Source organism: Novosphingobium chloroacetimidivorans, assembly GCF_014204535.1.
GTDB classification, from domain to species: Bacteria; Pseudomonadota; Alphaproteobacteria; order Sphingomonadales; family Sphingomonadaceae; genus Novosphingobium; species Novosphingobium chloroacetimidivorans.
In genome coordinates, this window is record NZ_JACHLR010000026.1 from 12,776 (window position 1) to 32,473 (window position 19,698).

Here is a 19,698-nt window from a genome sequence, read left to right on the forward strand (position 1 = left end):
CTCACGGTCGTAATCCACTTCGGATACCTGCGAAGCTCCGCGAAGCGCTCCTCCAAAGATGAAGAAGCTCGGGCGAACGATAGGCCTTGCAGGGTACTCTATCGGCTGGTGCCTTCCAAGCCCGCGATTGCTCAAGAAGCCGTACAACCGGGTAACGATCGTGATGCGATTACGATCAAGCGGGAGTTGTCAAAGCAAGCGCACCAGGCGGGATCCGGTCACAATCCTGCCCCGCTTAGCCGCACTGTCTCATGGCAGATGTCGATCCCGCGCTCGAACAGAAGGTCCTCAACGTTCCGCAGGCTAAGCGGGAAGCGCACGTACATCAGCACCACGAGCCGGATCACCTTCGGCGACGAGTTGAACTAGCGAATTGGGCTAATGGGCTTACGTGGGCGAGGCACGGAACCGCCATACCTTGCCCTGCTTACCAGCAGGTGCACTTGGTTTGACAGAGCCGTCTGGCTCAGCCCACTGCCGCCCTTCAGCATCGCGATCGTTTTCGCTGCATCGTCCGCGTTGCGTCGCATCGGTACGCTGCCGCGGGCATGATCATGCGAAGCCTAGGTGGTATCGATGAGCAGAATGGAGAGTAACAGGCACGCATGCGGCCTGGCCGATCAAACTGCCTAGCCGCATCCCGCTTGGTCACGGCAGCGCTTCATGCGCAAGGTAGCGTAGCAGTTGTCGGCCGGGCACGAAGAAGTATCCGCCGCCCCGCAGGGTGACGAACCTGGGCAGCGGCTCGAGCGAAACTGGTCCGGTACGAACCGGTATAGTGAACCCGTTGCGCCCGGCCTCCCCTGTTACGGCGATAGGGTCGGCTTCCTTGTCGAGCCCGTGGAACTTGACGCTGCCCATCCAGGTTTGCTGGATGAATTCGAACTGCCGTTCAATGTCGGCATTCAAGCACATGAACATCAAGCCCGCTTGCCTGTCGCCCTCCGCCGCGAAACCTCTCCCGATCCTCAGGATGCGGTGACGGTTGTTGATTTCGACTTGCTCCATCGAACCGGGGCTCAAGCTGTCACGCGGATTGGCTCGGCGGACATGGGCACCGTAGGGGCAGCGAAGCCCTTGCGGGTCCTCGGTCCCGAACAGGAAATCGTTGTCCGGCTTGGGCGCTCGCGTGGCAGGCGGAGCCGCGCGATCTCCGGTCTCGACCGGAGTGGCAGACGCGTCTGCCGGCCTTGCCTTCTCGCGCATCGTTGCGCCCCCCTCTGAGGTGCCATAGAGCACCTTCAGCTTAGTCGCCGACATATAGGGATTGCGCACCAAGGACGACCCGTCCGTCCACCGTCCGATCATCTTGGCGGCGATAAACTCGGCGTCGCAGATCGCAGGCTCCGGGAAGAACTTCGCGAAGGCATGGGCCTGTTTCTCGCAGTAATCCCAAAAGCCTTTTTGATCCTGCTCCAGCTGGCGGATCACCAGGAAGCTGCCGTTCAAGCCGATTGACCGAGGATTGGACTTTATCGTTTCGGTGAAGCCAGCATCGCTACTTGTGATCGGCAGCATCATGGTTGGATCGTACCGCGCGTCCATCGAGGGGCCTGGTGGGATGGTGCCGCGATTGTCGGGATAACCTAGCAGGATCTCGCCCGGTTCGACGAGGTGGATGGGATCGGCGTTCCGTAAGCCGCGGTACGTGCCCCGTATTGCCGGTTGCGACACGCCATCGACAAAGCCGAAGGGCTCCTTGCGGTCGACCAGCTTCTCGCCCACGGTCGTGAGATCGATCTGGTTGACGATGCTGCCACAGGCCTTGAGCGCCTCACGAATGGCGCTGACCTGTCGTTCCACGGCCGAGCAGTCGTCACCATAGACCAGCAGCGCGGCTTCGACCGGCTCTGCATCCCACCACCACTGGGAAGCATGAGGATCATCGCCAAGGATGTGCGCACGGCCTTCACCACGCATTCCGAGGCGGAAGGCCACAGGAAAGCTTTCCAGTGCCTGGTCCGGCAGACCGAGCCTGCTGAGGCCGCTGGGTGTAAGCGCCAGGGTCACAACCGCGTCGTCCTTGATGTACCGCCCATCATTGAAGGCGATGTCGGGCATGAGCTCGCGCAGCCAGGTCCGGTTGGCTGCCTGATCCTCACCAAGGCGTACCGTGAGCAGGCGCCCTTCAGGCTTGAAGCCGAGCCCACCGAAGACAATGCTCTGGATCTGAGGGGTGTCCAGTTTCCCGGCGGGGCGCGGGCTGGATCCGAACAGCGACAGCCACTCGACCGCCTCCACTTCAGTCTCGCTGTGCAGACCACGACGGATCAGCGCATTGGTGCGGATGTTGGACGTCGTCAGCGTCGGATAGGCACTGAACCAGAAGGGAGTGTAAGTCATGCTCTGGCGCGCGAAGCGCTTGAAGCGTTCGCCGTCGGTGGCGCCGTCCTGGAAGAGGTTCCGTGTTCTCGGGAACCCGATCGAGTTGGACCACACGCCAGTCAGGCCGGCGTGCGCTCGCGTAATAAAGTCTTCCAGGTAGCTCTCCCAACTTCCGCCGAAGTTTGAGAAGAAAATCAGGTCTCTTGTGCCAGGAAGAGTGATCCACCGTGCGAAATGGATCGTGCCTATGTCGCCCAAAAAGCCGGGTCTTGGGTTCAGAGCCGTGAGCTTGGCTATGACCATGAATGCCAGTCTCAGCGTCACGGCCCGGATCATGCCCGGCTTGCGCACGGTATGCGACATCATGTGATTGTGCGCGTAGCCGTGGGCGTTTTCGCGCGCGAACATCGCTTTGGACTGGTCGAGAGTCGGGGCCGCATCCGAGATCCAGTCCGCATCTTCGCCCCGTCTGAAGGCGATGTAGGACCCGACGAGCGCGAGGGCCGTCGCGGCAAATACCAGGACCAGGAACAGCAGAATCGAAAGGATCGCGGCGCTTGTGCCATGGCGTGTGGGCCAGGCGAGCCAGGCAGCAAGCGGCAGGATGACGAGGAGGAGCGGCCAGAGAAACACCCCCACAAAGGCCGGCAGCACCGCACCAGCCTGGCGCAGCAAGCCTGGAGCCTCCCTCGCCCTGGCCGCTATACGCGGTTTCGGCTGGAGCGCCCAGGCAAGCGCGGGCTGTCCTGCAAGGCGCGCGCGCACATCGGCGACACGCGCCAGCGACGACGCGAACTCACCTTGGGCCGCGATGTGCACCGCGACTGCGTCTGCAAGCGCCTGCTCGCGCAGTATGTCGCGCACCGATTGGCCGGGCGTTCCGGAAAACGCGAGTCCCGGCGGGCTGAAGAGGCCGTAGCCGATGTTCAACTTGCGGTTCAGCAGCCATTGGCCGAGCGCTTCGTTCATCAAGTCCGGATCGGCGATCCGGAATATCGGAAGCAGCGCATCGCCGATGCGGTCAGCCAGTGCATGGAGCGCCTCTTGGGCGGTGCTGTCTGCCGAAAGCTCAAGCACCAGATAGCCTCGATCCTGCCGATGCGAGGCAATGGCGTGGAGGCTGATGAAGTGGACGAAGGCGGTGTCCGGCGTGCCGGCGATCCGTTCGCCGATCGGTCCCGCCGGGTTTCCCAACCGATCGATCAAGTCGCGGGCCTCATCGACCTTTCCAGCGTCGATGCGCGCTGTCACCGTCACCATTGCCTGGCTCATGCCTTGCCCTCCCGCTGCCACTACGTGTCTGATAAGTTGTTCTCTGTGCACCCGCCCCTTGTGCACGAGGCGATCACGCGCCGAACTCGACAACCAATGTGCTTGCGAAAGCGCCCTGTTTCGTGAGCCGACCGGCGGGGCCTCGCGCCCTACGCAGGTCCCTGCGCTGCAAAAGTGGCTTCACCATGCGGTGCAAGGTTGCACGGTTGATCTCCAAGCCGAAGCACTGATGAACGCCAAAACCGAAATGCAGGTATTGGTCGGGGGTGCGTGTTGGATTGAATGCTCCAGGATCAGGTACCCGTCGCCCGTCGCGCATCGCCGACGCCATGCTCGCCAGCACTCTGGCGCCGGCCGGGATCGTTCGTGCGTGGCGACCCGTGCCAATTGTCCTCGTCGCCAAAGCACACCTTGGCATCCAGGGCGCAAGTGGATCGAAGCGCATGGCTTCAGCGATGTAGGCGGCAAGACGACAATCATCATTTGCACGCGCCGCTCTCAGTGCGCCAGCCAACGCATCCGAGCGCCGCAGCAATTGCTCGAACGCTTGGGGGAGAACCATGGCCGGCTGCGGCGGTCCGCCGACGATCATGCCGACCAGCGCGGTGCATATCCAGGCGTCATCGAAGCGGGGATGGCCCGCTTCCTGCATGACCAGGCAGCGGCCCAGGACATCGTCACGGCCGTCGGGCAAGTCTCGCCGGCGTTCGATTGTTCGCAGCACATGGCTGCGCAGTGCTGGCGCAATCACATCGACTTCGTCACGCAGCTCTCGATCGCTGGAGACAAACTGATATTCGAACAGGCGCGTCGCCCAAGTTGATAGATCGCCATGCTCAACAGGCGGAACGCCCAGGTATTCGGCTAGAAACTCAAACGAAATGCGGCGCGTCATGTCCACCACGTCGATCCGCCCGCCCGCAGCATCAACGGTCCGAGTCGCAAGATCCCCGACCTTGGCTCCAAGCGCCTCGACATCCGAAATCCGCATGACTTGCCGCAGCGCCGCCAGGTCGTCACGATAGTGGCACCCGTCCTCGAGACCGAGAATGAATGGCTCACCGCCAGTGATCACGTTCAGCTTCTCTCGATAGGGAACGCCGAACGACCGGTCATCCGCGAAGACCTGCCGCACATCGTCGGCACGGGTCACCAGGTACGTGTTGCCGATCCGAAAGACCGGACACACTGATCGTAGCACTTTGAACAACATCGGCAACAAGGCCATCAGCGACGAAGTAATCGCCTGACCCACCCCCCCTCGCCGTTGGCGAAAAACGGATTTTACAGTCGCCAATTTTCACCTCTTCACTCATGTTCTATCATGATCCCGAGTAAGCCGTCATTATAAATCGAGCACATGCTCTCGCAAAGTGGCGCTCGGCTGACTCCAGGCGTGTGACAGCCCAGCACACACGGCAAGATGAGCCTGCTGTCCATCGAGATAAGGTCCGATCTCACCATAGTCGCGCCTTGTCGCTCAACCCGAGTACGGGCCTTCCCTCGCGATCACGATCCCACCGTTTCTAGAGCAGATGTGCATTGCTCGTAGGATTGTCGTGGCAGATCAAGTTCTAACCGATATGTCATCGTGGCCTCGCCATGTTGCATTCTGTCTGATATGCTCGGCTTGTTGGCAAAGGAGTCTGCTATGAGCGGCGAGGGCCTCGGAACGAAGATCGGTGCAGCTGTACGTGATGCTGCTGGCAATCAGGCGGAAGCTTACAAGAAATACGCTGCGCTTTTGGAGCGGTTCTCGAAAAAGGAAATCGAGTTCGTCGATTTTGGGCGCGATGCGCTGGATATCTATGCCGATGCAGTACGCGATGTCAGCCACGTTGGCGGCCGGATCACCAACGATGCCGTGAAGACGGGTATCAGCAAGGTCAGGTCGTTGCGCTTTGTGAGAGCTAGCTCGGCTGCGGCCGGAGACGTCGCGGACGCGATCGCAGCGGATACAAACGACGCTGCTGCAGCCGTGGGATCGGAGGCGAGCTCAGTCAAAGGCTGAACCGTGTTCGCCCAAGAGCACGAGGCATCGCCCTCAAGCCAGATCTGTCGGCGGGCAGTGATCGCCGATAGCGAAGAGGACTGGGCATCGCTCCTGTCGCGAGCCGGTCTCGCGGAGCTTTTAAGAAGCAAGGCTGCGCCGAAACAAGCCGAGGAAGGGGGAACTCCGGTCATCCGGATCCTGGTCGATCTCGCAGCGGACGCGGGACAGGCGCGCAGGGTTGAAGCTTTGATCGATGCCCTGCTTGCTTGCGGACCGGCACGGATCGAAATTGCCGCAAGCGCTGACAGCAGTACCAAGGTTGCGGCAAACCGCGACGTCTATGCGCTCTCCGACATTGCCGGATACCGCTACCATTCCGAAGGGGGCAATGAGTACGACATCATCGATCTCGCAGACGACCAGAGGGCTGACATATTCCCGGCTGGGTCCGTGTTACATGGGACACCGGGCTCCGGCGCCTGGATCGATGCTGACATTCGCATCGTCTATGCAACGGCGCGCTTCGATGGTCTGGATGGTTTCGGCGGCGCGCTGAACACGCTCATCTGCGCCTTGCCCAAGGCCGACAAGGACTTGCACTATCGCTTGCGGCGTGACGCGGGGGAAGTCGTGGCGGCGCTGCTTGATGCCACGCCGCCTGACCTGACGCTGCTGGAGTGGATTGATCCGCAACGCTCCGTCGACAGCGTTATTCGCGTCGTCGGTTCCTCGCCCTTACTGGTCGACATGGCAGCTGCCTTGAAGTTCGGGCTCGATCCCTTCGCGCTGCCGGTACTGGCACAGGTCGCGCGGGTCCGGCCACCGCCAGTCGACTTCATCTTGGATGGCGATCTTACCGCGCTTGCGATGCACAGCGTGCCATCCGCAATCGAGCGCAAGGGGCGAGCGTCGCAAGGAGCGAGCGAAGCGCTCGCGCGACTTGCGCAAGGCTGGACGCGGCGCCTTGATCCCACAGCCTTCCCGGTGCTGCGGACATTAGACGCACAGGCATTGCGCGTCCTGGCACCTTCCGACGCAACGGTCGGTCGCGGGTTGCAGCCAACCATCGCCGCGGCCTTGGGAGCGGCGGCGCATGGTCTGGAGGCCTGGCAAACCCTGTTCGCGAAAGACACGCTCGTACAGCGAACCGTCACTCTCGATATCGATCCCGGCGCAGTACCCGAGACCGAATACGCGCGGATGCTGGACGAGTTGGAAAGCCTCGCCCCAATCGCCAGAGCGGCTCCGGAACGTGCGGATGGCTTGCGCTGGCGTAAGTGGGACCGTGCGGTGCTGTTCGCGTTCGAGCGTACGCTTCCCATTCCCTTCGATCACTTCGTCGCAGCGGTCGATGTATCGCGGGCGATCAGCTTCATGAATGATTACCTGGGCGGCGTGATCGTTGCCGCGTCCTTCGATGATCAGGGGCGTCCGATCCGGCAGGCCGAGCGCAACCTTTATCTGCCACAGCCGAACTACCTTGCGCTGTATGGAGGCAAGCCCATCGACGTCAGCAAGATCGAAGTGGTCAGCTACGCGGCGGATGAGCACCGTCTCACCTGGAAGACGCTGAACAGCAGCAACGGCTCGGCAGAGGCAGACGATGGCTTCGTGAGTTTCGCCCGCAGTGATTTCGGCACGCAGGTGACCATCGTAGGCAAACAACTCTTCACCCTGCCCCCAGTCTGGCAGATGTTCGATCTGTCGCTCTGGCCTGCCGTGGAAGAGCCACTAACGACGATGGCTTACCACACCTTCTTCGACAGGACGCTGAACAATTTCGAAGCGCTCGTAGAAGGACGCGATGTCCGACTGGGGCGCGATCCGGATGTCGACAGCGCGCACCCGTCGGTGGCCATCGAGGAGACCCTTGCCCGTTTGGCACAGCGTGCTTCGCCTTTTGTCGAGAAGCTCAAGCCGAAGACAGCCCGTCCCGCGCCGGCTGACGCGGATGGCTTCGTGCATGTGGTTCCTGGCGCATGAAGCTGGCAGTGACCGGTGCGGGTGGGCTGATCGGGGCCAACATCGTGCGCGTCGCCCTTGCACGCGGACATGAGGCAGTGGCCCTCCGACGCCCCGGCGGAACGCGGGAGGCGTTGAGGGGCACGGAAGCGGTGATAGTCGAAGCCGACATGCTCGGGGCCTCCGAAGCGATAGTCGCCGCCTGCACAGGTGCGGACGCCATCGTCCACTGCGCGGCAACCTTCGCCTATGGCCGCGATGCGCACGATCTGCACCGCATCGCCGTGGATGGGACCAAGGCCATGCTGCACGCGGCCAAGCACGCCGGCGTACCGCGCGTGGTTGTGACGTCATCCTCCGTGGTGTTCGGCTATTCCGAGGACCGCAGCATCATCAATGAAAGCGCCGGTCTTGCCGATCCTGCCGGACAGCCCGCTTATGTGGCGGCCAAGATTGCCCAAGACCTTGCCGCCCTCGCACTTGCCGAGAAACTCGGGATCACGCTGGTGCTCGCGTGCCCGACCATGTCCGTCGGCGCCACCTGCAGTGCGCTTGGACCCAGCAACGGTCTGATCGTCGCCTACCTAGCCGATCGTACGCGCAGCACCTTCCTGGGCGGTTGCAACATCGTCTCGGCCGAGGATGTCGGCCATGGCCACGTGATCCTCGCGGAGCGGGGGTCGGCAAGTCAGCACTACCTGCTCGGTTCGGGAAATCTGCACTGGCGCGACATCCACGCTCTGATCAGCGACTTCACCGGCACCGGCGGCCCATATTGTGAGCTGGGCAGCGGACTGTCGTGGCTCGCCGCCAGCTTTGAGGAGGGAAGAGCGTTGCTCGCCGGCGAAATGCCCATGACCACCCGCGAACAAGCCGGCATGATCGGACGCTACTATTGGTACGACAGCGCGCGAGCGGCAGCCCTCGGATATGCTCCGCGCCCCGCACGCGCGGCGCTGCTGGAAGCGGTGTCGTGGTTGGTGGGCAGCCACCATGTCGCACGGGAAACGCGCGCGACGCTCCGGTTATCCGATGAGGTCTGGCAGCATCGCTTCGCGAGCAGGGCCGCGTGAAGCCGTTCGCCGCCCTCGTCGTGCTCAGGATCGCTCCAGACCTCCTTTGCACCCGCATGCGCGAAAGACTGAGTGAAATCGGCGAGGGTCTCGACGATATCGAACGGATCGAGGAGCTCGAGCGACACACGCAATCCGATGGCATCCATCTCGTGAACCGATGGTACGCCCGGCAGCGCGTGCCGGCCATGTTGCGCGACAGGCTGGGAGCCGACGAGATCAGTTGGATCGACCGAGCAGTCTGGTCTCACGACGGCACTGGTTGCGACTGGTCGATCGAACCTTCGTTCGGCAGCGGGGGCATACGGTGCGCCGGCTCTACTCGCTTCGAGGAGGCAATGGGCGGCAGGGGTGCGCGCGTCAGTTTCGCTGGGCAACTCGATATAGAGCCCAGTTTCATGGTAGCGATCGCCGGGCCGTTCCAAGGTCCAGTCAGGATGCTTGCGGAAACGATCGCGACCACCTTGATCCCGAAGAACCTGCGCACCGCTGCGGAAGTGGCGGCTTCTCTTCCCGCTCTAGCCCAGGAGGGCAGCGTGGTGAAAGCCAAGCCGGGGATCGGTTGAAGGCTCCATCCAGGGAAAGTAATCCTGCAACTCGGGCATTGGCGCGTGTAGGCGCAAGTCACCCGAGGGATAATCATACACCGAGATGCGGTTCAGTCCACGATTGGCAGTGAACATGAGGGTCTGATCGGCAGAAATCTGACAGCCGTAGATCGAGTCGAGCAAAGCGCCGCGACTGACTTTCAGCGCGCCGACGAAGTGACGGCTGTTCGTTACGATGTTACCGCGCGCGAGTGCTCCAGTGACCGTGCCGGCGACCTCTCGCGGGTGCTGGAGTTGTTCGGCCATGCCAGGCTTCTCGTCGACGATGATCCGCCACGAAGCCATGTTCTCCAATGACACGCCGATCACCGTCTGGCTGCCGCCGTTGCAGAAGACGACTTCGCTGTCGGATAAGACGACGTCGGAGTTGATATGCGCAGGAATGTCGCGTCCCGCCACCCAGTGGCGGCGCACTCGTCCATGCGCGATGTCGATCTCGAAAACGTACTCCTTGAGCCAGGCCATCCCCCACTCGTGGTAATCGTGGCCGTCCTGCGGCGCGGCTCGGAATGACACCGCATAGACCAGGTCCTCACGCGGGTGCTGGACGATGTGCCAGCAGGTGGCCGGAAGATCCACCATGCGCACCTCGCCGGTTTCCAGATCCCAGATCCCGATGTGCCGCGCCTCGCCCTGGTGCCGGTCAGCCGGCTGGTCCATCGATCCATAGACGACATAGCGGCCGGAAGCGGTCCTGCGCATTGCATGGGGCAGCTTCGCACCGTGCGGCACCAGCCGCTCTGGAGAGTCTAGCCGATTGACGTCGCAAGAGTAGAAATGATCGCCGATAGCCGTCAGGAATTGCCGCGGGCCGGTCCAGACTAGATGCGTGCTGCCTTGGACCGACGATCGCGGACATTCGAACGCCAGCGTCGATTGACGCGCGACTTCTGCCAGCGTGAGGGCATCGTAGAACAATAGGTGCTGCCCGGCATTACCGAGGAAACCGAGGCGACCGGTAGGATCGATCGAAACGGCATGGCCCGCCCCGATTCCGTCGAAGTACCTGATCTTCCAGGCGTATCGATTGCCGTGCGGGTCGTATCGAAACAGGCAGACCCCGGCCATGCCTTCCAGGCCGTTTACGCCGTTACCATCGAGCGCAACGTGAAACGCGTAAGGATACGCGTGCGCATCTGTAGCCATGACACCCTCCAACGCCGCCGACTGAGCGCTCCACGTCAAATAGCAAACGCCAATTCAGCCAGGCACTCAACACCTTTTACTTGCGATCGACCCGATAAAGAGCGATCTTTCGTTTATAACGGGGGTGCCGCCATGCTTGCGCGACCTAGGATATCACTTGCATCTGCACGCACAAGGATCGCCGCCCATGAGGCGCTTGATCCTCTTCGTTCGCTTTTCAACGACTTATCGGAACGCGAAATCAGGTTTGTGGAGTTGGCGTGGCGTGGCACCCGACGGCCGGGCATACGCGCGCTCGCGATCTCCATCAGTTGGCTGGGAAACGGGGCGATTTACCCGATCATAGCCGTTCCCCTGTGGTACATGGCCCACTGGGTGGCGCGACCCCTTGTTGCGGCTGCTCTGAGCGTGGCGATAGCGCATCTGCTCTACCCATGGCTCAAGGCTGCGTGCGCACGCAGCCGCCCCTGCAACTTGCGCGATAGCCTTGAGCCGCTGCTGGCCTCCTTGGATGAGCACAGCTTCCCCAGCGGCCACGCGATGACGCTGGCCGCGGCGCTGATCCCGCTCGTGCATGCCGTTCCGATCGTGTGGCCCCTGGCGCTCGGCTTCTGGTTGGCGATGGCCTGGGCGCGCATGGCTTGTGGCCACCATTATCCCAGTGACATCGCTGCCGGCGGCCTCCTGGGTGCAGCAATCGCGCTGCCGGTGACCTTCCTTTCGTAGAAAAGAGTTGCCGACCGCAGCACGTGTAGTGCTCGGAGCATCAACCCAGTCGCATTGAACGTCACGAGTGCCCGGCTAACAAGATCATTCCGACCGGTCTCAAGGCGATCGCTGTACGCAACCGCATCGATCGTGCTGCCTTCGGGCAGGTTGAGCGCGTGGAGCACCGCCAAGATCGCGGCGGCGTTGTGCTCGGACGTCGCGCCAGCGTCCGGTGATCGTAGCCGAGGACGAGGTCGTAGCCATCGATCGCCGCGCGCAGCACGCCCGGGTCGAGCGCGCCGAAGTTGCCCAGCGTCGTCGAAAACGTGCCGTGCACCATCAGCAGCACCCGCGCCGGACGGTCGGCCGGGATGCGCGCGGCGGCAAGGCTGAGCGCGCCCACCTTCCACGTCGCCGGAGCGGGATCGGCGATGACGATCGGCCCGGCGATCAGGTCACCCTCGATCCAGTCGACCAGCGTGTCGATGGTGCGGCCGGCAAGGAACCGCAGGACGTGGATCCGCACCGGCTCGATCAGCTTGTCCATCAGGAAGTCGCCGATGAAGCTGCGGCGGCCCGGCTCGCCCTCGCCGCGCGCGCTCAGCGGCACGGTGAAGCTGGCGACCACCTGCTCCCCGCGGCGCACGTCCTCGGGCGAAGCGGCGGCATCGGCGACCTGCCAGGTGAGCAGCCCGCTCTCGTCCTCGACCAGCAGTGCGGCGCTCTCGTTGGCGCCGAGCGGCACGTCGATGCGCAGCTGGGCCTCGGGCTCCGCCCCGAAGCTGCGACGGCCATCATCCTCCGGCACCGCGGCGACGGCGAGCGTATCGACCAGCGCGATGTTGGCGGCGAGCAGCCCTTCGTCGATCTCGGTGTCGGTCGGTGGCGGCTCGCGCTGAAAGCTGCGGCGCGCGTCTTCGAGCCCGGCCGAACGGGCGGTGACGACAACGCCTTCGCTGACGATGGTTACGCCGCTTGGGGGTGTTTTCGGTCACCATCTGCGCTCTCCATTTAATGAGATGCGAGTACGTCGGTGTTCAGACCGGGATCAGCGCGCCGCCCTGCGGCACCATCACGATCGTGACGAGGCCATTGCTGAGCGCCGCGTCGGCGGGTTGCTCCAGCCCGGCGAGCGGATCGTCGCCGGGGAGCAGCGCTCGGTTCATGTCCGCCAGCAGCCTCAGGAACGCGAGCATCGCCGGATGCATCTCGTCCTTGAAGAAAAAGATGAACTTCTGGTTCAGCCGCAGCCACTTGCGCGCGTGCGCGGCGAGTTCCTTCTCGGCCTTGGCATAGTCCTTCTCGGTCCATCCGCCGGGCGACCCGCCCGTGCCGACCGGCACCGCATCGTAAATGTCGGCCATCTTCGCCAGCATGTCAGGAAAGCCGAGCGCGCGCGGCATCATCCGGGCGAACGCCCCGTAGCGGTTTGTGCCCGTGCTCGATTCTGGAGTCAGATCGACCTTCCGCAGCGCGAACATGACCTGCCAGGGATCGTCGAGTCCGGCAATCTCGCGGAACTCCTCCCGCGCGCGCTTGCAGTCGCGCTCGAATCCGGCGGCATCAGCAACTCCTGCGGCGAGCTGCGCCTTGCCAGCGAGCGCGAACAGCCGAAGGCGGACGCCTGCCTGCTCTTGGTTCACCGCGCGGCCAAGCCGCACCATCCGCTGCATTGCCTCCGCAGTCAGCCCCATGCGCACTTCGATCCGGCCTTTCACGTCCTTGCCCGACTCAACGCGCGTGCGCCACTGCTGGTAGGTCGCAAGCGCCAATCGCGAGCGGGACGCATCGATCAGCCGCTGCCGCTCAAGTCCGGCGAAAAATCCGTTGACCTCCTTTGCCGAAAGGTTCTGATCCTCGTGGTCGAAGGCGATCGCGACCGACATCGTGCGGCCTCCCCCCTGCACCTCGTCAAGCTTGCCGAGCATCAGGTCCCAGCTGCTGACGAAGCTGGCCGAGCGGCCTTCGTCGAAGCCGTCCACCTTGCGCAGCGCGCTCCCCTCGGCGGTCACGGTGACGTCTCCGGCAGCGGTTCGGTCGATCCGCGCCTTGCCGCTGACGATTGAGGCGAGCGACACGTCCACTCCGAGAACCACTGCCTCGAGCGCGAAGCCGCGTTGCGTGCCGGCGAAGCGCGCAAGACTCGAGTTCGGCGCAAGCTGCAGCCCTGCCGGCGCCAGCGAGGGGTCCGCAAGGATGAGCTGGAACGGCTGCAGCCGGCCGGTGACAAGCGCCCGCCACAGCTGCGAGACGGGCTCGGTGGCGTCGGTGATCGTGCCGATAAGCTCGTAATGCGCACCCGACATGTCGGCACCCGACCAGCCGAACCGCGCCTGCAGCTTTTTAGCGACGCCGTCGCTGGTGGTCGCGATCACCTGCTGAGAGAAGCTGTCGAAGGTGTCGACTAGCTCGCGGGTGCCGGCGAGCAGCACATCGGCGCGGGTCTCGGTCTTGTTCACTGCGGTGCCGACAGCCGCCAGCTCAGCGGCGAGCTGCGGCCCTACTGAGGCGGCGAGCGCCTGAACGGCGTTGGTGAACCGCGTCTGCAGGTCGCCGAGTAGCGGGCAGATCCGCGCCTTGACCTGTTCGGCTAGATCGGCGGCGGCGAGGCCCGGCACAGAACGGACCAAGCCATCGACGATCGTGCCGGCGAAGACATCGAGGTCGGACAAAAGCGCACGTTCCTGTGTCGCGGCGAGCGCGCTGATGCGCGTCGCCAGGTGTTCGACGAGCGCGCTGTCCGCGTCAGCCGGCCCGGCCAGAGCGATGCTGACATCATCGAGCAGGGCCCGACGCAGCGCGCCATGCTCCACGATCGACTTTGCCGCGGTGAACAGCAGCGGGCGCGCCTGCGTCGCAAGGTACGTGCCCGGGCTGAGGAACGGCGCAATCTGCGACAGCGCTGGCTTGGCTAGCTCGTCGGCTTTGACCAGCAGGTCGTGGACTCGGCGGGCAAGGCCCGAGATGTCCAGCTGCAGGTCGAGCCCGGCCGACCAATTGCGCTCCCGCAGCTGGTCCCGGCTGAGCACGAAGTGCAGCGCGTTGTCGTGCCGTCGCACTGACAGGATCCAGCGCGCGTTGCGGCGGAACGACAGCTCGGCGGCGAGTCCGGCCGAGCCGGAGAGAAAACTAGGGATCGCGAAGCTCTCCCCAGCAACGACGCTCACGCCGGCCTCGGCGGCGCCGTCACAAGCGAGCACTAGCCCTTCTAGATCGGCAAGCGCCATTGCGTGGCTAATCTGGCTGAGATCGAGCGGTTCGGGCATAGCGGTGAGCGTGCGCGCCAGCGCCTCGGCGAATGGCGCGTCGGAATCGCGCGGGCGAAAGAAGAAGCCGAGGCAGGCCTCGCCCCTGGCCGCCGCATGCGCGCTACCGCCGCCCACCTGCCCGAACGGCAACGACAGCCCGGCGCGGGTCTCGACTTTGCCCCGCGCCCCCATCCGCAGCAGGCCGGGCGGCACCGCGTCGCCGCGGAACGGCCAGACCGCGCCCGCCTCGCACTCCAGCAGAGCCTCGGCCCCGAGGTTGAATTGCAGCTCGGCGCCAGCGGCCGGTCCCCCCTCGGCCACCGCGAGGGGCGGTATCTTGATCGGGACAAGATCGGATCGGCGCCATCGTCGAAGCCGAACAGGCTGGAGGGCGGCGCGCCGGCAGCGAGCGCGACATAGCTTTCCACGAATGCCGAGAGCGGCTGCAGCAGTTTGTGCCAGGGCGCGTCAGGCGCGCCGAGCCGTTCGCGCAGCGTCGCCAGTCGCATGCGCAGATCTTCAAGCCCCAGCTCCACAAAGAGCGCGGCGCAGGCCGGATCGTCGAGTTGGCGGGCGAGAAACAGCGCCAGTTTAGCCGGGCTGTCCACCGGCGCCTGCGTGCCAGTGACGAACAGGCCATGCGCGATGTCGCGCCAGCGGCGGCCGAGTTCGGCATAGGTCTCAAGTCCCGGCAGCAGTGCCGAGAGGTCGCCTAAGCCGCCTGCGACGGTGATCCAGCGGGGCAAAGTCGGCACTGTGCGTCTCCATGTCTGCTAGCCGAAGCCCAATTCGGACGGAATCAGTCGAACGACCCTCGCCCGGCTTCGAGAAGTCCGTCGCGCGCTTGGTCAATGATGCGCGTGGCGCGTTGCTGCGAATGAGTCATGCTCGTCTTGGCGCGGAGCGTCAGGTAGCGGTCGATCAGCCGCTGCTCGTCGTCGCCGTTCCAGCGCGCGGGATCGGGCTCTACCCGTCCTGCGGCGATGAGCGCGTTGAGCGCCTGCTCAAGCGTCTTGGGAACGTGCCCCGGGCGGTTGACGTGCTGGTCGAGCAGGTGGGCCATGCCGAGCTCGGACGTGACCCATTGTCGCAGCGGATGGCCGCGAAGTGGCACATTGGCGAAGCGCGCCACGCGGGCGGCTGCGTGTTGCAGCTGACAGCGGCGCACCGCCGAGTGGTGGCCAGCGCGCCAGAAGCGATAGGCCCACTCGGGCGAGCGCAGCGGCTTCTTGCTGGCGCTGTCCGCCATTGCGAGGCGGCCGAGGGTCAGCCGCCCGGTGGTGCTCCCAGTGTCGGCGGGGACGTCGAGGCCGAAGCGGCCAAAGCATTCGATAAACGCCCCCGGTTCGTCCCGCTTCAGCCGGGCGAGCAGCGCCGCCAGCTCGCCCGGATCGCTGCCGACGCCGACCGTCCACTGCATGATGCCGAACGACATGAACGCAAGGTCCCACGAGTTGACCGCCTCGAACCCGCCCTCGTTGCCGGTCACCGCGCATACGCAGCGCAGCGCGGAAGCCGAGACGCCCTCGCCGGCCGCCGGGTTCGCGCCGAGGTAGGCGCGCGCGCTGGTCTGACCGTTGGTGACGAAGCCGAGGCGGAACTTCGAGGCGAAGCCGCGCCCGTTGGGCCCGATCAGGCGATCGCCCTGAGGGGTGACGGGATGCTGCGCGTCGTCGGCGACCGGGATGTCCCCCGCGCCGACCGCCGAGGCGATGGGTGCGACAGCAGAAGCGACCAGCGCGCGGGCGTCGGTCGTCACGCGGTCGATCCGCGCCCAGGTCTTTGGACCGGCGATGCCATCGGGCACCAGGCCGTGCTGGCGCTGGAAACCGCGCAGCGTCGCCTCGGTCACCGGACCGAAGTTGCCGGTTGCGGGGGTAACGCCGAGCGCCGCCTGGAGCGTGCGCACCAGGTCTCCCTTGGCGCCGCGCCGCAGCGTCGGCCGTGAGACGAGGTCGACTGCGGGGATCGCCGGCGCCGGCGGCACGCCCTCGACGAGCATCGTGGCGACCGCCTCACGGAACAGCGGCATATCGAATAGCGGATCGATTTTGCGGCCGGCCGGGGTCGCGAATTCCTTGTGCCCGCAGACCATCGAGGCGTCGCTGCCAATATGCGCCAGGATGGCGGCAACGCCGCGGCGCAATGCGTCGACCTGGACCTTGGGCCAGACGTCCTCGCGCTTGCCCGTGTTCTCCGCCTCGATACCGATGAAGCTGCTGTTGCCGGTGGCGACGCCGCGCCAAACCCCCTTGCCTGCGTGATTCGCGCGCCCGGCGGCGATCACGTAGTAAGTACCGTCGCGCCCCAGGCCGAGCTGCGACAGCGGCCCGGGCAACTCCGAGCGCCCGCGCACGAGCAGATCGAGCGACGGCATGTTACCCTCAGGCAATCCGACCGTGTGATGAACCATGACGCCTCGCACCGGGCCCATCTCGGCGCGGCCGCGGGTCCGCCAGTCCGGCACTTCGGCGACCTTAAGGTTCGCCTTGAGCAGCACGTCGGGGAGCCAAGTGAGCGAATAGACCATGGCGCGTCACCCTAGCTGCCGACGACACCGCCGGCGGCGGCGGGAAGTTTGTCGTCGGGGGTCGCGTCCTGAGGGGCGGCGAGATCGACATCGCAGCCGTCGATCATCTCTTCGTCGCTGGGCGGGGTGACAATCAGGTCCTCGTCGTCGGGCACCGGAGCACCCTCGGTTGCGGCGGTCCCGGCGGGAGATCTCTCCGCGGCGCCTGCTGGTTTTGCCTGAGTAGCGAGTACCGGCACCGGATCGGCCTTGCGTGCCTTGACAGCGTAGGAATCGAGAAGGTCCGGCACCAGCCGCTCGGCAAAGCCCGCAAGGAAACCGACGATAAGCCCGACGGGCCAGATCGGCAGGTAAATGCGGCCCACACTGCGGTCGCCGCCCGGCAGGCTCATCTCAGCGCCGAAGCCGATCTGGATGATGCCGCTCAGCACGAAGCAGGCGAGCACGAATGCGGCGATCGCGCCGATGCCGACGCGCAAGAAAGAGTCGGTAAAGTAATCATAGCGCCTGAGGTCGCTCTTGAGATCACGCCGGCTAATGCCGAGCGCAATTGAGTAGACCGCGCCGAGCACGCCGGCGACGATCGCGCGCACGACAGCGAGCCCGCCCTCGATCCAGGCCCCATTACCCCAGCCACCCCTACGAACGTTGATATAAAACAGCAGCACCGGGATCAGGAAGGCGGCGGCCGAGGCGAGCGTCCAGGCAAGGTAGCTGAGTCTCGCACGCGAGCCCATCTCGCCAGCGAGGTCTGCCTGGATCTGCTGGAGGATGGCGAGGCCACCTTCGACGTTGCCCTCGATCGCCTCGATCAGCCCAGATGCGATGCGCATGTCGAACTCGCGCGCGGTCTGGGGCAGCCGGCTCCACTTCGGGTTCTTGCAGCGCCAGGCGAGCAGCGAGCCGTCGATTGCGTTGCGCACCGGCGCGAGCCCCGCCAACCGCTTGCGTTGCAATCGCTGAAGCAGCGGATCGTCGGCATAGCGCACCACGACGCGGCGGGTCGTCTGGTAAATCGCATAGCGCCCGCTTTGACGACCGTAGACGTCGATCACCTCGCGTCCGTCAGCGTCCTCTCCGCCGATGCGGATCTGCTCGACCGTCGCTGCCCTATCGTCGCGCATCCGCCCTCCGGCCAAGCACCTGCGCCCCGCCTCGCCGGGGCACGCCCATCAATAGCGATGTTTATGGTTCTGCGGCGACGCCTGCGAAGTCGCATGCATATTGTGCTCAAATCGTCGTTCTGGCAAGCACGGTCGCGACCAATTGAAGCGCATCCTCGCCCACAGGTGCGCAAATCGCCCGGTGGCAATAATGGGGCAAAAGGTCGTCCAGCGCGACAGCCCCCGCGGGATCAACGGGCCCATGCCCGTGATGTGAACGGTCGCGCCTTCGGGACCCGTCCAGGCGAAATGCGGCTCGCGAGCTGGTTCGGTGTAGAAACTGCCGATCGGCAATGGCACCGACTTGTCCTGCGTGGCCGCCGTGCCATAGCCGAAGTGCCAGACCCCGGCCACCACCACGGCGGAGCGTGCGTCCTTGTGCGTGTGTGCGGCAATACGGACGTTTGGAGGGACGCGGATCGAGATGGTGTACGGCCCGGCCTTGGTCGGGTCGCCCGAGAGCACGCGCGTTTCGATTTGCCGCAATCCGGAGGTGCCTGCGCCAGCGGCCACTACCGGCAGGCTGTCGATCGCGGCAGGCGTCAGGCGCTCCTGACCGTCCTGCGCAGTTGCACCACTCGCCACGCCGATTGCCGCCGATGCCGCAAGCGCTGCGAGCGTCAGACGATACCTGCGCGCGATCACCGGCGTGTGTCCAGGAAGCGGCGTACCGTGGCGATGGTAGCGGTCGGCTGCTCCTCCATGAGCCAATGTCCGGCATCGGGGATCGTCGCCTCCGTCACATCGTCGGCGGCAAAGCGCATCACCGTCGCCATCATCGGCCCGAACGACTTCGCGCCGCCGATCGCCAGCACCGGCATCGTCAGCTTGCCTGCAGCGACGAACTCTCGGTTATCGGTCGCATCCTGGTCGAAAGCCGCGAACTGCGCGAAGCCCGCATGCATCGCCCCGGGCCGTGCATAGAGCGCGGCATTGTGGGCTCTCGATGCCTCGCTGAAGCGCTCGGGCCGGGCGGAGAACTCGTTCCAGAACCGGTCGAGGTAGATGCGCTCGCGGCCGGCGACGAGGCGCTCCATGTCCGGCCCGCCGAAACGGAAGTGCCAGAGCAAGGGGTTCTTCAGGATCTCGTCCCAGGGACCTACGCCCGGCAGCGGCGCGTCCATGAGCACGAAGCGCGTCACGCGCGCGCGGTTCTGCGCGGCAAAGGCATAGCCCACCACGTTGCCGATATCGTGCGTGACCAGATCGACCTTGCCGACCTTCAGCACATCCAGGAGCCCTGCAATGTCCTGCCCCTGCGTCTTCTTGTCGTAGCCCGCAGGCGGCTTGGCGGACAGGCCCATGCCGCGCAGATCCGGTACGATCACCAGGTGATCGCGTGCTAGATCGGCGGCGAGCGGAGCCCACATGTCCCCGGTCTCGCCATAACCGTGCAGCAGGACGACGGCGGGACCTTTGCCGCCGACGCGGGTGTGGATGGTGGTGCCGTTGGCGGCGATCTCCTGCGTGCTGAAGTTGGCGGGAAAGCGCTCCACCTCAGCGGCAGCGGAGCCGGCGGTCACGATGGCGGAAAGCGCGAGTGCGCTGGTGAGAATGCGAGTGATCATGACAGTAGCCTCCTTGCTTGCGCCCCCCTCGCGCAGCCTCGACGCCAAGATGATTTACAGCCATCGTGCGCACTAGGCGCCAAATGCCGGAACCGCCTTTCG

Annotated in this window: 16 protein-coding genes and 1 pseudogene; 7 read left to right on the forward strand and 10 right to left on the reverse strand. The window is 64.8% G+C overall.

The annotated features are described in order from the left end of the window. Positions 1-239 precede the first annotated feature (239 nt). Together HNO88_RS22435 and HNO88_RS19390 are read right to left on the reverse strand one after the other, a co-directional pair. Positions 240-383, reverse strand: a pseudogene (locus tag HNO88_RS22435) (IS6 family transposase); the annotation flags it as partial. Positions 384-648: 265 nt separating this feature from the next. After that, complete coding sequence (locus HNO88_RS19390; protein WP_221420120.1) at positions 649-3,294, reverse strand: Dyp-type peroxidase; 2,646 nt, start codon at positions 3,292-3,294, stop codon at positions 649-651. On the opposite strand from HNO88_RS19390, the gene HNO88_RS22075 reads away from it, so the two are divergent. Then, positions 3,274-3,723, forward strand: a complete 450-nt coding sequence (locus HNO88_RS22075; protein WP_221420121.1) for a hypothetical protein — start codon at positions 3,274-3,276, stop codon at positions 3,721-3,723. The two genes, HNO88_RS19390 and HNO88_RS22075, sit on opposite strands and share 21 nt — an antisense overlap. Here the strand turns inward: HNO88_RS22075 and HNO88_RS22900 are convergent. Further along, positions 3,671-4,852 (reverse strand): cytochrome P450, encoded by a 1,182-nt coding sequence (locus HNO88_RS22900; protein WP_184249747.1) that lies wholly within the window; start codon positions 4,850-4,852, stop codon positions 3,671-3,673. The two genes, HNO88_RS22075 and HNO88_RS22900, sit on opposite strands and share 53 nt — an antisense overlap. 396 nt (positions 4,853-5,248) lie before the next feature. Here HNO88_RS22900 and HNO88_RS19400 point away from each other — a divergent pair, with 396 nt between their 5' ends. Genes HNO88_RS19400 through HNO88_RS19415 form a run of 4 tightly spaced genes read left to right on the forward strand, consistent with a single transcriptional unit; the run spans position 5,249 to position 9,191 of the window. Then, positions 5,249-5,608, forward strand: coding sequence for a hypothetical protein (locus tag HNO88_RS19400; protein ID WP_184249750.1), 360 nt, complete (start codon positions 5,249-5,251; stop codon positions 5,606-5,608). 57 nt (positions 5,609-5,665) lie between these two features. Next, entirely contained in the window at positions 5,666-7,573 is a 1,908-nt protein-coding gene (locus HNO88_RS19405; protein ID WP_184249753.1) for a DUF362 domain-containing protein, read from the forward strand. After that, entirely contained in the window at positions 7,570-8,625 is a 1,056-nt protein-coding gene (locus tag HNO88_RS19410; RefSeq protein WP_184249756.1) for an NAD-dependent epimerase/dehydratase family protein, read from the forward strand. The genes HNO88_RS19405 and HNO88_RS19410 overlap by 4 nt, the downstream gene beginning before the upstream one ends. Beyond that, positions 8,622-9,191, forward strand: coding sequence for a hypothetical protein (locus HNO88_RS19415; protein ID WP_184249759.1), 570 nt, complete (start codon positions 8,622-8,624; stop codon positions 9,189-9,191). The genes HNO88_RS19410 and HNO88_RS19415 overlap by 4 nt, the downstream gene beginning before the upstream one ends. On the opposite strand, the gene HNO88_RS19420 is transcribed toward HNO88_RS19415, so the two are convergent. Beyond that, positions 9,144-10,379 (reverse strand): hypothetical protein, encoded by a 1,236-nt coding sequence (locus HNO88_RS19420; RefSeq protein ID WP_184249762.1) that lies wholly within the window; start codon positions 10,377-10,379, stop codon positions 9,144-9,146. The two genes, HNO88_RS19415 and HNO88_RS19420, sit on opposite strands and share 48 nt — an antisense overlap. Positions 10,380-10,511: 132 nt before the next feature. Between HNO88_RS19420 and HNO88_RS19425 the strand changes: the two genes are divergently transcribed. Further along, the gene (locus HNO88_RS19425) at positions 10,512-11,105 is read left to right on the forward strand and encodes a phosphatase PAP2 family protein (RefSeq protein ID WP_184249765.1); all 594 of its coding nucleotides are present in this window, start codon (positions 10,512-10,514) and stop codon (positions 11,103-11,105) included. Between the two features lie 61 nt (positions 11,106-11,166). Here HNO88_RS19425 and HNO88_RS19430 read toward each other — a convergent pair whose 3' ends face one another. After that, positions 11,167-11,895 (reverse strand): DUF7379 domain-containing protein, encoded by a 729-nt coding sequence (locus HNO88_RS19430; protein ID WP_184249768.1) that lies wholly within the window; start codon positions 11,893-11,895, stop codon positions 11,167-11,169. Between the two features lie 229 nt (positions 11,896-12,124). Next, positions 12,125-14,656, reverse strand: coding sequence for a hypothetical protein (locus HNO88_RS19435; protein WP_184249771.1), 2,532 nt, complete (start codon positions 14,654-14,656; stop codon positions 12,125-12,127). A gap of 134 nt (positions 14,657-14,790) precedes the next feature. On the opposite strand from HNO88_RS19435, the gene HNO88_RS19440 reads away from it, so the two are divergent. Next, on the forward strand, positions 14,791-15,051 hold the full coding sequence (locus tag HNO88_RS19440) for a hypothetical protein (RefSeq protein ID WP_184249774.1): 261 nt from the start codon (positions 14,791-14,793) through the stop codon (positions 15,049-15,051). 83 nt (positions 15,052-15,134) lie between these two features. Here HNO88_RS19440 and HNO88_RS19445 read toward each other — a convergent pair whose 3' ends face one another. The 4 genes from HNO88_RS19445 to HNO88_RS19460 are packed head-to-tail and all read right to left on the reverse strand — an operon-like array spanning position 15,135 to position 19,596. Continuing rightward, positions 15,135-16,865 (reverse strand): peptidoglycan recognition protein family protein, encoded by a 1,731-nt coding sequence (locus HNO88_RS19445; RefSeq protein ID WP_184249777.1) that lies wholly within the window; start codon positions 16,863-16,865, stop codon positions 15,135-15,137. 11 nt (positions 16,866-16,876) lie between these two features. Beyond that, positions 16,877-17,989, reverse strand: coding sequence for a hypothetical protein (locus tag HNO88_RS19450; RefSeq protein ID WP_184249780.1), 1,113 nt, complete (start codon positions 17,987-17,989; stop codon positions 16,877-16,879). A gap of 48 nt (positions 17,990-18,037) precedes the next feature. Beyond that, positions 18,038-18,673: a cupin domain-containing protein gene (locus HNO88_RS19455; protein ID WP_221420122.1), complete on the reverse strand. Its 636-nt coding sequence runs from the start codon at positions 18,671-18,673 to the stop codon at positions 18,038-18,040. Next, entirely contained in the window at positions 18,670-19,596 is a 927-nt protein-coding gene (locus HNO88_RS19460; RefSeq protein WP_184249782.1) for an alpha/beta fold hydrolase, read from the reverse strand. The genes HNO88_RS19455 and HNO88_RS19460 overlap by 4 nt, the downstream gene beginning before the upstream one ends. Positions 19,597-19,698 lie beyond the last annotated feature (102 nt).